Annotated in this window: 12 protein-coding genes; 2 read left to right on the top strand and 10 right to left on the bottom strand. The window is 42.2% G+C overall.

Features of this window, described 5'->3' with window-relative positions:
• Nucleotides 1-67 precede the first annotated feature (67 nt).
• Nucleotides 68-565 carry a VF530 family DNA-binding protein gene (locus AB4238_RS12370; RefSeq protein ID WP_372033713.1) on the bottom strand — a complete coding sequence of 166 codons (498 nt, stop codon included), beginning with the start codon at nucleotides 563-565 and terminating at the stop codon, nucleotides 68-70.
• Between the two features lie 329 nt (nucleotides 566-894).
• Here AB4238_RS12370 and AB4238_RS12365 point away from each other — a divergent pair, with 329 nt between their 5' ends.
• Nucleotides 895-2502 carry an ABC-F family ATPase gene (locus AB4238_RS12365; RefSeq protein WP_372033711.1) on the top strand — a complete coding sequence of 536 codons (1608 nt, stop codon included), beginning with the start codon at nucleotides 895-897 and terminating at the stop codon, nucleotides 2500-2502.
• An 85-nt stretch (nucleotides 2503-2587) separates the two neighbouring features.
• On the opposite strand, the gene AB4238_RS12360 is transcribed toward AB4238_RS12365, so the two are convergent.
• The 8 genes from AB4238_RS12360 to AB4238_RS12325 all read right to left on the bottom strand — a co-directional run bounded on the left by AB4238_RS12360 (nucleotide 2588) and on the right by AB4238_RS12325 (nucleotide 12342).
• Nucleotides 2588-2725 (bottom strand): hypothetical protein, encoded by a 138-nt coding sequence (locus AB4238_RS12360; protein WP_372033710.1) that lies wholly within the window; start codon nucleotides 2723-2725, stop codon nucleotides 2588-2590.
• Nucleotides 2722-3513: a DNA alkylation repair protein gene (locus AB4238_RS12355; protein WP_372033712.1), complete on the bottom strand. Its 792-nt coding sequence runs from the start codon at nucleotides 3511-3513 to the stop codon at nucleotides 2722-2724. Before AB4238_RS12355 ends, AB4238_RS12360 begins: the two co-directional genes overlap by 4 nt.
• A 97-nt stretch (nucleotides 3514-3610) precedes the next feature.
• Nucleotides 3611-5791, bottom strand: coding sequence for an OsmC domain/YcaO domain-containing protein (locus tag AB4238_RS12350; RefSeq protein ID WP_372033709.1), 2181 nt, complete (start codon nucleotides 5789-5791; stop codon nucleotides 3611-3613).
• A gap of 231 nt (nucleotides 5792-6022) precedes the next feature.
• A complete protein-coding gene (locus AB4238_RS12345; RefSeq protein WP_372033708.1) occupies nucleotides 6023-7807 on the bottom strand; it encodes an FUSC family protein in 1785 nt (594 codons plus the stop codon).
• Nucleotides 7807-8667 carry an efflux RND transporter periplasmic adaptor subunit gene (locus AB4238_RS12340; RefSeq protein WP_372033707.1) on the bottom strand — a complete coding sequence of 287 codons (861 nt, stop codon included), beginning with the start codon at nucleotides 8665-8667 and terminating at the stop codon, nucleotides 7807-7809. The genes AB4238_RS12345 and AB4238_RS12340 overlap by 1 nt, the downstream gene beginning before the upstream one ends.
• 963 nt (nucleotides 8668-9630) lie before the next feature.
• A complete protein-coding gene (locus AB4238_RS12335; protein WP_372033706.1) occupies nucleotides 9631-9915 on the bottom strand; it encodes a YkgJ family cysteine cluster protein in 285 nt (94 codons plus the stop codon).
• A gap of 206 nt (nucleotides 9916-10121) precedes the next feature.
• Nucleotides 10122-10904, bottom strand: a complete 783-nt coding sequence (locus AB4238_RS12330; protein WP_372033705.1) for a prolyl hydroxylase family protein — start codon at nucleotides 10902-10904, stop codon at nucleotides 10122-10124.
• 106 nt (nucleotides 10905-11010) lie between these two features.
• Nucleotides 11011-12342 carry an aldehyde dehydrogenase gene (locus AB4238_RS12325; protein ID WP_372033704.1) on the bottom strand — a complete coding sequence of 444 codons (1332 nt, stop codon included), beginning with the start codon at nucleotides 12340-12342 and terminating at the stop codon, nucleotides 11011-11013.
• Nucleotides 12343-12503: 161 nt separating this feature from the next.
• On the opposite strand from AB4238_RS12325, the gene AB4238_RS12320 reads away from it, so the two are divergent.
• Entirely contained in the window at nucleotides 12504-12839 is a 336-nt protein-coding gene (locus AB4238_RS12320) for a winged helix-turn-helix transcriptional regulator (RefSeq protein ID WP_372033703.1), read from the top strand.
• A 129-nt stretch (nucleotides 12840-12968) separates the two neighbouring features.
• Here AB4238_RS12320 and prpF read toward each other — a convergent pair whose 3' ends face one another.
• A complete protein-coding gene (gene prpF, locus AB4238_RS12315; RefSeq protein WP_372033702.1) occupies nucleotides 12969-14177 on the bottom strand; it encodes a 2-methylaconitate cis-trans isomerase PrpF in 1209 nt (402 codons plus the stop codon).
• Nucleotides 14178-14319: the final 142 nt, after the last annotated feature.

The following is a 14319-nucleotide window of genomic DNA, read 5'->3' as shown; positions in this document are numbered from 1 at the left end:
CAAAAACACTCTGAGTAGAACAACCACTTATACTGATTGGTATTAAAAGCTTTTAACAAGCGTTTGGTTACTTACCCCAAGGGTTAGATGGATCCTGTGAAGGTGCAGCCTTTTTAGCAGCAGAACGTTTGTTTTGTGCATAGGAATCTTGCGCTTTTGGCTTATCCTTGCCATAACGTGGTCGCTGACCACTTTTCTTCATCGCTTTATAATTCTCTTGTGCTTTTTCACGCATCTCTGCAACTAATTCAACGGTTAATTTCTGCGGCTGACGAGGCACTATCCCATTAGCGTAACCACGTTCTCTTGGCTTCATCTCCATTTGCTGCTCACTACCTTTAGGCATGCGCTTAAAGCGATAAAGATAAAAGCCTTCAACCCGTTCTCTGGCCCACTCCGTTTTCTTTAGAAACTTAATACATGCATCCATGTTTGGATTCAAGTTAAAGCATTCTAAACGAAGTGCAGCATAGAGCACTTTAAAGTCATAAAACTTAATAAGCTCTGCTAGCATGGTTTCCAATTTAAGACCGTGCAAAGGGTTGTTCTTTTGATGTTCAAGCATGGGGCGTTCAATCATGGGGCGTCCAAAAAATCACTGATAATGTACCGAGCGTTAGCTAACTAACAAGACCATTTTAGCAACGGCCTAAATATTCTGTTAATAATAACAAGAAAATGACCTTATCACCCGCTTCAAATTCGATTGCCTAGCAATATAGTAGACAAAAGCACTCAAAACAGTCTTATTTGATGGATTTCCACTATGGTTGCTCGACATATAACCGCCTATGTCTGTATAATCCGCGGCTGTTTTACCTTGGCAAACCCATGCTTTTTTAGGCTAGCGGTTAACTGCTTAGCTTTAATTACTTTAACCTTCAGGATATTCCATTGATCTCTACCGCAAACATCACCATGCAGTTTGGCCCAGAGCCACTGTTTGAAAATATTTCCGCTAAATTTGGCAACGGTAACCGTTATGGTTTAATCGGGGCAAATGGCTGTGGTAAATCAACTTTCATGAAGATCTTAAGTGGTGAGCTTGCGCCTACTTCCGGAAATGTTTCAATTACTCCAGGTCAAAAGGTCGGTACGCTAAGCCAAGATCAATTTGCATTCGAACAGTACAGTGTTATTGATGCCGTTATTCAAGGTGACCCGAAACTTTGGGAAGTAAAGCAGGAGCGTGAACGCATTTACTCTTTGCCAGAGATGAGTGAAGAGGATGGCATGAAAGTTGGCGAACTTGAAAGTGAGTTTGCTGAAATGGATGGCTATAGTGCAGAAAGCCGTGCCGGTGAGATCCTTATCGAAGCAGGTATTGAAGAAGAATACCACTTCGGATTGATGAGCCAGGTTGCACCAGGTAAAAAACTGCGTGTATTGCTTGCACAAGCACTATTCTCCAACCCTGATATTTTGTTACTCGACGAGCCTACCAACAACTTGGATATCCATACCATTAGTTGGTTAGCAGAAGAGCTAAACAAGCGTAAGTGCACCATGATCATCATCTCTCACGACAGACACTTCTTAAACACCGTCTGTACGCATATGGCTGATATCGATTACGGTGAGCTACGGATTTACCCTGGTAACTACGAATACTTCCTTGAAGCAGCAGGACTGATTCAAGAGCAGCTGCTTGCAGGTAACGCCAAGAAAAGTGCTGAAATGGCGGAGCTACAAGATTTCGTAAACCGTTTCGGCGCTAATGCTTCAAAAGCAAAGCAAGCCAGTTCACGGGCAAAGAAGCTTGAAAAAATATCTCTCGATGAGGTTAAGTCTTCAAGCCGTATGACACCTTCTCTACGTTTTGATGAAAGTAAGAAGATGCATCGTCAGGCATTGGTCATCGAAGAGTTGGGCCACGGTTTTGATGGTGGCATGTTGTTTGAAGGTGGTGAGTTAATTCTTGAAGCCGGTGCGAAGCTAGCCGTTATTGGCGAAAACGGTGTTGGTAAAACTACCCTACTTCGCTGCTTAGTCAATGAACTAGTAAATAAACAAGGCATAATAAAATGGTCTGAAAATGCAGCCATCGGTTATTGCCCACAAGACAGCAACAAAGATTTTGATAATGACTTAACGTTATTCGATTGGATGTCTCAATGGCGTACACCGCGTCACAATGACTTAATGGTACGCGGTATGTTAGGTCGTTTGTTGTTTACCGAAGACGATGCCAACAAAAAAGCACGCAACTGCTCTGGTGGTGAGAAAAACCGTCTATTGTTTGGTAAGTTAATGATGATGGACATCAACGTACTGGTTATGGATGAGCCAACCAACCACATGGACATGGAAGCCATTGAAGCGTTAAACAATGCGCTTAAATTGTTTGAAGGTACTTTGATATTTGTTAGCCACGACAGAGAGTTTGTTTCGTCACTAGCAACTCACATCATTGATGTCAGGGATCAGAAGCTAATTAACTTCCACGGTACCTTTAATGAGTACATGTCAAGCCAAGCGGAAGCCCTAGCAAAGAAAGCATAGTCATTGAACCGTGCAGTCTAATAGCTAAAACTAAAAAGCCATTTGAACGTTCAAATGGCTTTTTTGATACCAATAGTCGTTCCAGCTAACCAAAGCAAGCAATCATGCTAGCCGCTGTTTCAGGGATCTGCATATTGATAAGGCTAGCCATCACAAACAGCACCAAAATAGTAATGGCTAAAGCAGCTAACGCTATCGCGATGAAGCGCAGTAATGTTTTCACTCTTTACCCTTAGCTGTAAAGCTGAGCAACTGCTGACGTATACAAGGATCGAGTTTCTCTATGGCATAACGTAAAGTGCCACGCTGCATACTCCTAATATTGGTTTTAAGATACCTAATAACATCTTCTTGATGCTCTACCGCAGCGACTTTAAGCAACCAACCAATACTCTTTTGAACAAAGGGGTCTTCATCCTTAAGCAAGCGATCGCAGTTTTCAAATATAAGCGTCTTTGGTAGCATAAAAGTGTCTCTACCCATCTTGCGCTTAATAAACTTAACCCACACTACATTAGCAGCACGACGGCACCAGGGGTTAGTCGATCTCGACCAGGCTTGAGTGGACTCAATCAAATGCGGTCTTGAGAGCATAAATTGATAGATAGTTTTAATGCACAGATCATCAACATGAGACCAGTTAGACACGTAATGCTCCAGCCAGTACTCAAAACGCTGTAACAAATCATCTTTATAATGACGTTTTACAAACTTATTAATCAGCCAAAATGCGAGTAAAACCTCTTCGGTATATTTAGCATGCTCAAGGATGTGCTCTGTTAACGCTAAATATCCATTAGCATCTAACTGAATCTGTTTAGCTTGAAACTCTTGCACAACCTGTTTAATCATTGGCGCTTTAACACCAATAAAATTGACTTCATGGTTGAAAAATCTCGCCATCGTCCTCGCATTTTCGACGGAGCTAACAGCGTTAAGCCTAACCAGTAAATCACAGTGATAAGCATGATATTGATTACAGTGGGTAATGGGACAGCACTCCTTGAACAATGCTAACAATCAGTTTGCGATTATCGAAAGCTAAAAACAAAAAGCCCATCACAAGATGGGCTCAATATTAAACACGTAGACGATGTGAACTATTCGCTTACATTTTGTCTTTTCGTGCCTGATGCAGCTTCTTGTAGCTTTCAATCAACCTTAAATGCGGTTCAATCCCTTCGAGGTTCATACTGGTTTCAGTCAACCCATAAAACTTAACGTCGCCGTTAATTGACCCAACAACATTTTCCATCACCTCTTTACCAAACATACGATTAAAGTTGTGAATAAAGTGCTCAAGTTCTAGCTCTTCGTCCATAGCGACTTCAAGTACAGCGCTCACTGCTTGATAGAATAAGCCACGTTCAACCGTATTATCGTTGTATTGTAAGAATTCAGCCACCAACTCCATGGCATCTTCTAGCTCACCCAGAGCTAAGTAGATAAGGATTTTAAGTTCAACAATCGTTAACTGGCCCCAAGGTGTATTTTCATCAAATACAATACCGATTAACGTCGGTATATCTGTTTGATTATCGAGTTGGCTCTCTTCAAGTCGCTCAACCAAATCAGCTAAAGCCTCTTCATCTAAACGATGCAGATTAAGAATATCTTCACGGTAATGCAGTGATTTGTTGGTGTTATCCCAGATAAGATCTTCAACGGGGTACACCTCTGAGTAATCAGGTACCAAAATGCGGCAAACTGATGCGCCGAGCTGATCAAACTCAGCAATGTAAGCCTCTTTACCAATCTCAGCCAAGATCCCAAACAGACTCTCAGTTTCCTGTTCGTTAGTACCAGAGAAATCCCATTCACAAAAATCATAGTCAGATTTATTGCTAAAGAAGCGCCATGAGATAACACCCGTGGAGTCAATAAAGTGATCAACAAAGTTTTCTGGTTCAGTCACAGCCATACTATCAAACGTCGGCTTTGGAACATCATTCAGGCCTTCAAAGCTTCGACCTTGCAAAAGCTCCGTTAGGCTTCGTTCGAGCGCTACTTCAAAACTTGGGTGAGCACCAAATGACGCAAAGACGCCGCCAGTACGTGGATTCATTAAGGTCACGCACATCACAGGGAATTGGCCACCAAGCGACGCATCTTTAACAACGACAGGGAAGCCTTGCGCTTCAAGACCTTCAATACCCGCTAAGATACTAGGAAACTTCTCTAGTACAGCCCTAGGCACTTCAGGTAATACAATCTCTTGCTCGATAATCTGTCTTTTAACCGCACGTTCAAAAATCTCTGACAAGCACTGAACTTTAGCTTCTGCCAGGTTGTTACCTGCGCTCATGCCATTACTTAAGAAAAGGTTTTCAATAAGATTAGATGGAATGTAAACCGTCTCGCCATCAGAATGGCGTACATAAGGAATAGAGCAGATCCCACGCTCTATCATCCCAGAGTTAGTATCTATCAGGTTTGAACCTGCTAGCTCGCCATCTGGGTTATAAATCTCCAAACAGTGTTGATCTAAAATACCTGCGGGTAATGAATCATCTTCTTCTAGCTCAAACCACTTTTCATTGGGATAATGCACAAAATCACTGTTGGCAATCTCAACACCGAAGAATTGATCGTTATAGAAGAAGTTACAGTTCAAACGTTCAATGAACTCGCCAAGCGCTGAACATAATGCGCTTTCTTTTGTCGCTCCTTTACCGTTGGTAAAGCACATTGGCGACGCAGCATCACGAATGTGCAATGACCAAACGTTAGGTATAATATTGCGCCATGATGAGATTTCAATCTTCATGCCTAGCTCAGCGAGCATAGCCGTCATATTGCTAATGGTTTGTTCAAGAGGCAAATCTTTACCCAAAATATAGGTGCTAGCATCAGCATCCGCCTGCCCCATCAACATTGCATTGGCATCTGTGTCGAGGTTTTCTACGGTTTCAATTTTGAACTCAGGTTCAGTCTGAACCACTTTTTTTACCGTGCAACGGTCGATAGACCGTAAAATACCGGTTTTATCTTTCTCAGAGATATCATCAGGCAACTCTACCTGTATTTGAAATATCTGATTGTAGCGATCTTCTGGATCAACAATATTATTTTGAGATAGGCGGATATTATCGGTTGGAATATCTCGTGCTTTACAGTACACCTTGACGAAATAAGCCGCACATAGTGCTGACGACGCTAAGAAGTAATCGAATGGACTAGGAGCTGAGCCATCACCTTTATAACGAATAGGCTGGTCGGCGGTGACGGTAAAATCATCAAACTTGGCTTCAAGTCTAAGGTTGTCGAGAAAGTTTACTTTGATTTCCATTAAATAGTGTCCAGAGTCATGCGCTGTAAATAGGCTAGCGTGTCTTAATGTAGGGAATTATCGGTGTTTTTAAGGCAATAGTCTTGGGTTAATTAGCAAAAAGCGTCAATTAGCTTGATATCAGTTAAAAGCTGGCGATTCCTAAGTCGTATCCTAATTCATATCCACTTAAAGAATGGCCAACTTGATCTAAAATTGAGTGCCCTAAACTATAAAATCATAAAACCGAATTTAGCCAGTTGATTCAGTAACCGTTTGCTGTTGTTGCCACAGTTGTAGTTCATAGAAACATGTAACAGTCGCTACGAATACATCTACGTCATCAATCTTAGTGGTATCTAGCTCCTTCAAGAAATGTCTTACCTTCTCTGTACTATCAAATTGGTCTAGCAGACTTGCTAAATTCAAACCAACTTCAACCAATTTTTCATTTGCACGAAGTGCCAATATGCCTTTAGTGGTTTCAATATTACACTGCTGTTTTCGTTCTCGCCCTATGTCAAAGCCCTTCAGCTGACTTATCTGTAAGCGACGCTGCATCTGCACTACAAAATATTTTGAAGGTTTTGCAATTTTATAGTGCACTGCTTTAATTGTGTTCTTTTTAATAGACTTTATCGACAATCTGGCGATGTACTCCTGACTGGGTTCAGGGATCAACATAAAGCCTAACCACAACTGTAATGCCGTTATAAGATGTACTAACGCGTTATTAAAACTGGTAATGGGATCAAAAATAGCCAAGTTATTAAGTCCCAATGCAGAGAGGAAGAAAACAGTGCCAAATAAAATGATCGGAGTTTGCGGGCCTGCTCTGGTTAGCAGCACACCACTGACAAAGCCCGCACCAAATAAAATCATGAATAACCACTGCCAAATCGGGATAGCTAAAAACAGGTGATTAGCAAACATAAAACCTAAACTTGAGCCAAGAACCGCAGCAATGAGGAATTTTTTGAGTTGTTTGGTAAACCCTATTTGCGTAGAGAAAATGGATATAAAAATACAACCAAGTAACAAAGCTGCTGGCGCACTTTGGAACCCAGATAAGTACCAATATAGTAAAGATAAAAATATCACCCAAAACACACGAGAAGCTGCAATAGCGACTATTTGCCAATTGGTAGGTGTTAAACTTTTCAGCCGACGCTTACTGGTTTTAGGGATCTTTCTTGATGACATGAGTAGTTTATAAGCAAAACGATAATCCTTAAGCAAGGCAGCAACTTTATCATCTAGCAATGATTGCGACTGGGGCGATAATGACACGGTATTGGTTGTGTCAGATAACTCAGCAGCGAGTAACAGCTTAGATAATGCGAGTTCCAAATTATTAGCATGAAAGCCTATTTTGATTGACTCGATAGACGCAGGCCCTAGGGTCTCTAAAGCTTTTAAAATATCTAATTGATATCTTTCTTGTTTTATCGAGTCCTTGGTTATTTGAGTCAACTTCTCTAACTGTGCATATAACTTTTTAACTTCATAATTAGGCTTTGTTCCCATGGTGGCGATAAAGGAGAATAAAATCCCTAAGCCAACTTCTGATACTCGGTTCGAAATCGTCTGCAACATATCTTGGGAGCTCGTCACTAACAGGCCATTGATAGCGATTAAAACAAACGTTGAGCAAGTCACGTTAAATATGTAGCGTTCATTATTTTTTCTTAGCAACGAAGGTAAGATAAGAGCCGCTGTGATAAACGCAACACCAAAAGAAAACAACCAAGGATCATTAATAAGATAGTTATAGGCGAAAATACCTAATGGTACGGCGAGTATCGTACCTTTTAAACGAGAAATACCTCTATCAATCACACCGCCATAACTTCCGATTAAGGTCACGAGCAGCGCTGTTGTCGTTGCCCAAGCAGGGCTTGGTAGGTCCAAATACATTGCCGTTAGAGTACAGCCAGACAAAGCCAGACCCATTCGGATACCCGCCATAATCTCGGCATTAGTAAAATCAGGAATTAGCCAGCGCCAGCTAGAGGCATTACTCTGTGGTTGCGCCATTATTCAATAACAACTGAGGCTGTTGAACCTGAAAAAAGATGCAGTTGCTGAACCCGCTGTTGATCATCAAAAACAATCGTTACAGGAACGCGTTGCGCTAATCTGATCCAGGGGAAAGTTTGTTGTACATCCGGTAACTGCTGACTTCCTTTGGTGACATTATTATTATTTATTCCCCGCGCAATGCTGACTACTGTACCTTTAAGAATAATGTCATCTCGCCCCATCAAACGTATTCGGGCTTTTTGACCTGATTGTAACTCTCTAATGCGGGTTTCCTCAAAATAGGCTTTCACCGTAAAGCTATTGAGATCAATAAGTGCAATCACCTGCTGACCCGGGGTAACCACTTGACCACTGGTAAAGTCCAGATCTGATATATACCCCGAATGAGGCGCATAGATTTTAGTGCGCTCCATATTAAGCTTTGCCTGAGCAAGATCTGCTGTTAACACTTTTATCTGAGCTTGCTGCTCTTTTACAGAGGTATTTGCTTTCTCTCGTTCATCTTCAGACACCAAATTACCGGGGATCCCCAATAATCGCAGTTCTTCATCTTGCAATAGCTTTAACTGGTACTCCCCCTGCTCCAGCGCCGCAGTCGCTTTAGTTAAAGCAATAACTTGATCATCTCCCTCGAGTTCAAACAGTAACTGATCTTTGGTAACTTTCTCGTCAGTACTCACATGAATCTGCTTTACCTTGCCAGCAATTTGACTAGCGATATGAGAAATGTCTGCATGAACGCGTGCATCGCGCGTCCAAGGGGAAACCATATAGAAAACCCATAGGTAATAGCTAAAGCCAATGGATGCTAAAACCAAAATAATGGTCATTACTAACGCTCTATCTATTTTCATAGGGGCCACCCCAATAAGGCTATCCGACCAAAGTGAACCAAGGTAATTGTTAAAATCCAAGTTGATACGGCAACATAACCACTTAACTCAACAGGTATGGCTACTATATGAAAAAACTTTGATTTTCTGGCTGATAACCAAAAAACTGATCCCCAAAAGAACGTCACAAAAAAAGGGGTAACGTACAGGCTACCAAACAACGACGTTTCGAACATAAAGACATTCCTTATCTGTAACAGCTGAGTGGTAATAGATATTGGAAGTTAGTGAGTAGAACAGTTAGACCTCTCTTGCTAAACAACTTCCTATTAAAGGTATAGACTTAAAGCGTTACAAATGCTCATTTTTTTAATAAAACACCACTAGGCTAAACAGTGGTTATCTTAACAATCGACACTGATAGCATTGTAGAGAATACAAATTGATGGGTATCTAGAGAGGAAGCTGACATTACCAACACAACTTAAACCGCAGTTGCTTAGGTTAGATACTGGCAACATGTCTCTAAGAACCTATTGGTTAATCGATTTTATAGCAATGTAATCAGAAGATGAGAAGCGCTGAGTATTCAGAAAATGATCCACTAAATGATAGCTCTATAGCAAGAGCCACTCTTAACCTTTAACGAACGATTTAGCATTTGCTATCTATTACTTGGCTATAGAGGCATACTGAAACTGCAGTAACTAGATAGGCTTTTATCCTAAGAGCCCTAAGTTACCAACACCCAAATGTGTAATTATGTTTAGTAAGGGCGAATAAGTAAAAGGTAGATAGCATTATGAGTAAAGGACAAGACAGTAAAAAGAACGTTAAGAAACAACCACTTTTAACTGCAAAAGAAAAGAAAGCAGCTAAGGCCGCAAAAAAGTCTGCAACTAAATCATCAGTGATCTAACCACTAACTGGCCATCGTTAGATACCGATGGCCTTTACAAATAACATGTGAATCCCAAAAATTGACTAAGCTTCTCTTTCTGCCCGGCATTCATAGGATCCCATTTCAAACTCCCGGCAAATCCAGGGTCGATTCTCATAAATAGAGCACATCAAAGTTTCTCTATCGAGCGCTGCGCACCAACCATCCTCTAAACGAAGCATTGTTTCAGCGCCCCATTCATCGGTGGCTATATAAGTTTCTGGGACGCCTGTATCAGTGATTATCATCACCTCTAACCGACAGCAGCATGCTTGGCAGTTAGAACAGGTGACTTCAGCTTCTGCTACGTTTTTAATGTTAATGGTCATGCGGATCACAATATTGAATAATCGTACATTTTACCTCAAATCTGTGCAATTAAACACGAAGTAATAGCGATAACCATAAACCGAAAGGGCTAAAAGGCACCAAAACTAAACACAGTACTTTAAGCTAAAGTACTGTGTTTTTAATATCGTTTTTTATTCAATATGGTTTCAAAATAAGCCCTAACAGATCGCTATAGCTGCTTGCTTTACAACTCAAACAAAACGTCAGTACGGATTATGTACTTAACACCTTTAGTGATTGGCACTGAACTATGGATACAGTGCAGTGGATGCATTCCATGGGGAAAACACAATACGCTACCAGCTGGTGTTCTTATGTCGACGTTGTTAACTTTGTCACCCGCTTTTGCGGGTTTTGAAGCATCTTCAGCATTAACCAAGAAACGAGTCTCTCCACCCTCAAAATCTTCACTCAATAAAATCAAGAACGTCATTTGGCTAAAGCGATCAGGATAAGCATTAGCAATGAGCTGATTATCTATAATACGACTCCCCGGCCACGCGCCGTCGGAATGTGGCTTAAAGTAATCATCTTGTCCATATCGATAGAACCGAAAGCGGGCGTTTATCCCTAATGCTTTACTGCCATTAAAAATATCTTGTCTATCATCCATTAAGTGCGCAATACGTTGCCAGATCAACCCATCCGTCTGTTCATCTACAATCCATGTAAGGCTATCGTTATGGCGAACACTTCTCGGTAACGAAACTGCTGCATCCGGTAAAAACTGGAGTTGTTCGCTGATCGCAATCAAGCGTTCACACTCCGCTTTAGACAACACATTGAGCAATTGAAATGCGCCAGGCACCGCTTGTAACGCCTTTCGCTCTACCTGCGTTGAAGAATATTCAACGCTTAAATTAGCTGGATTTCTATTAGTGTTTCCCCATGCGGGTAAAGCGGGATGCTCTGCACCCGGCTCTAAAGCTGCAATAAAGAAGGAGTCAGGTCTATTTTCTTGATTCATAATATTTCTACTTTACTTTTATTTTGTACAACAACTAACAAGGGCTTCTATTTGCCATGAATTATATTAGTCGCCAATATACGCACAGGCATGGCGCACTTAGCGCTTACTTGCTTAGCACTCTGACTTGGGCAAACTGGCGATGACCCGCTACGCCGCCATGAAAGCCAAATCCACTTTGTTTGGCACCCACCCACGGGCCCGCGCCACCGCCGCCTTGGTTAACGCCGATCATTCCAGCCTCCATTTTTTCCGCGACCTCTGCCGAGCCCGCACCACCGAATACCGATGCACTCAATCCATACGGGCTATCGTTGGCTCGCTCTATAGCTTCAGCAATATCATTAAAACGGCTAATAGCGACTACAGGGCCAAAAGTTTCATCTTGTTCTAGCAACATATCAGCAGTGATGTTGGCTACGACTGTAGGCTGAATGAATGGCGGTTGATAATCTGCATGACCTAACAAAAATTGGGCACCTTTTAACTCAGCATCTTTAAGATGAGCGACAACCTTGCGGTGTTGTTTAGCATTAACAATTGGGCCAATATTGACACCAGGTTTATCCCAAGCCCCCACTTGATATCGGCTCGCTAATGACACTACCTTTTGCTCAAACTCATCAGCAATGCGCTCATCGACGTAAATACGCTCAGTGGACGTACACATCTGTCCAGCATTTTCAAACGAACTGGCAACAGCAAACTGCACTGCTTTATCAATATCAGCACTAGCCATCACTATCATGGGATCGTTACCCCCAAGCTCCATGACTAACCTTTTAAGTGATGATGCGGCACTAGACATTATGTGTTTACCAGCAGCTAATGACCCCGTAAAGGCCACCATATTGATATCACTGTTCACTAATGCTTTACCTGTATCAGCACCGCCATGGGCTATCTGCAATAAACCATCAGGCAGTACTTCATTTAGCGATTTGACAAACAAATCTGCAACCAAGGGCGTTTCTTCCGACGGTTTTAAAATAACGCTATTACCGGCCATTAGAGCTGGCAGTAGTAAGTTATTTGCCATTGCCAATGGGTAGTTCCACGGGGAGATCACAGCAACAATACCTAAAGCACGATATTGAAGCTCACTGCCATGTCCAAGAGATTCGCTTTGCAGTGACGCCGCGATCTCCTGGCAAAAGTATTGCGCATTCTGCACTGCGCCACCCGCCTCGTAACTTGCGCGCCTAAAATCCTTACCCATCTCCTGACTTATCAATATCCCCAAAGATTCTTGTACTGTGGCTAAGTGCTTATAAGCGGCCACTATTTGTTGTTGTCGCTCATACAAAGATTGCGTTACCCAGTTTTTCTGCGCTAATTTAGCCCTTTTTACCAAAGTTGCTATTTGCTGTTCACTGGCTATAGGTACTTGACCTAGTGCTTTGTTCTCTATGGGATCGTAGGAAACAAGTACTGTCATATTTTATTATCCTTCAACTTGCGCTATGCCTTGTCGTATAGCGCTATTTGTATTTGGTAGTTGCTGTATATTTTGCTAGAGTGGGAAACAAATGCAACCAGTATACTTTTAGTAACCACGTAAATTTCAATATTCAAATGGTTAAAAAGCAAATAAATACAATGATTAATAGCAAAGAAATAAATCTAAACAGTTGCGACGAACCCTGCTCTATTGAGCGAGGAATGCGCATTCTTGGTGGAAAATGGAAGGCTTCTATCTTGTGGCACTTAAAAGACGGACCGGTGCGCTTTAACGAACTGTCTCGTATGCTCGGTGGTGCAAGTAAAAAAATGGTCGATCAACGTCTTAAAGAGTTAGAGGGTCAGGGTTTGGTGACGCGAGAAGTGATCTGTGATCGACCGATTGCTGTCACCTATGAGATCACCGAGTTTGGTCGTACTGCACTTACGATTTTAGAAAGACTCAAAGACTGGACTGAAGAGAGTGATTTCTAGGTTAATCCTTATCAAGTTAAACATAAGAAACAAAAAACCGCATATCCTTTTAAAGGTAATGCGGTTTTTATATCGGTTGAATTGGCGAGTGTTAATATAAACGCTTTTAGGTCTAAATGAGCCACTCAACTAACCATCTAGAACGTCACTTGGTACCCTCACCCAGCCTTCCATCAATACTCTAGCACTTCGACTCATCACGGCTTTGTTTACTTTCCATTGACCATCAACTTGGCTTGCCTGTGCGCCTACTTTTAGCGTGCCAGATGGGTGACCAAACAGCACAGACTCACGTTCTACACTGCCAGCAGCTTGACTTACCAAAGTGCCTGGAATCGCGGCAGCAGTGCCAATAGCCACTGCTGCAGTGCCCATCATTGCATGATGTAGCTTTCCCATAGACAGTGCCCGCACATTAAGGTCAATATCTCCCTTGCCTATTGCCTTACCGCTTGACGATATATAATCCATCGGCGCGGCCACGATAGCAACTTTTGGAGTGTGCTGACGCGCTGCAGCCTCATCAATATGTTTAATGAGCCCCATCTGCACAGCACCATAAGCACGGATGGTTTCAAACCTATTAAGCGCAGCTTGATCGCCATTTATCGCTTCTTGTAACTCGGCGCCACTGTAACCTAAGTCCTGTGCATTGATAAATATCGTTGGAATGCCTGCATTAATCATGGTCGCTGGTACGCTGCCGCTCGATACGATGTCAGCCGGTAACTCTAAATCATCGACCAGATTACCCGTTGGGAACATGGCACCAGCTCCATCGGCAGGATCCATAAACTCAACTTGAACTTCTGCAGCAGGGAACGTAACTCCGTCTAATTCAAAATCACCGGTTTCTTGTACTTCACCATTTGTCATAGGGACATGGGCGATAATGGTTTTGCTAATGTTTTTTTGCCAGATCCGCACAACAGCGATACCGTTCTCAGGGATGCGACTAGGATCAACGAGGCCGCTGCTTATTGCAAACGAGCCAACTGCGGCGGACAAATTACCACAGTTACCACTCCAATCGACAAAAGGCTTATCAATAGCTACTTGCCCAAATAAATAGTCGACATCGTGATCCGATTCGTGACTCTTGGCAACAATAACTGTTTTACTGGTACTTGAAGTTGCGCCGCCCATGCCATCTGTCTGTTTCTGATAAGGATCAGGGCTTCCAATTACTCTCAATAACAGAGCGTCGCGTATCGGCCCGGCCACCTGTGCTGCTTGCGGCAAATCAGTTAAATTAAAAAACACACCTTTACTGGTGCCACCACGCATATAGGTTGCGGGAACTTTAATCTGTGGTAAATGTACTTTTTTGCTTGTCATAATAAGTTACCGTTAGATCTCTTTCCAAGCAGTAGAATGACTATTTAAAGCAACTCTACTCATTGTTGTCAGGTTATAACTAGTGAGTACCAAACAAAAATATATAGCAGGCCTTTAACAGTAACGAATAGGCTTAGCTTCA

Source organism: Shewanella sp. 10N.286.45.A1, assembly GCF_041470405.1.
GTDB lineage: Bacteria > Pseudomonadota > Gammaproteobacteria > Enterobacterales > Shewanellaceae > Shewanella.
The sequence above is the reverse complement of the archived record's forward strand: the minus strand, read 5'-3'. Positions and strand labels throughout refer to the sequence as shown.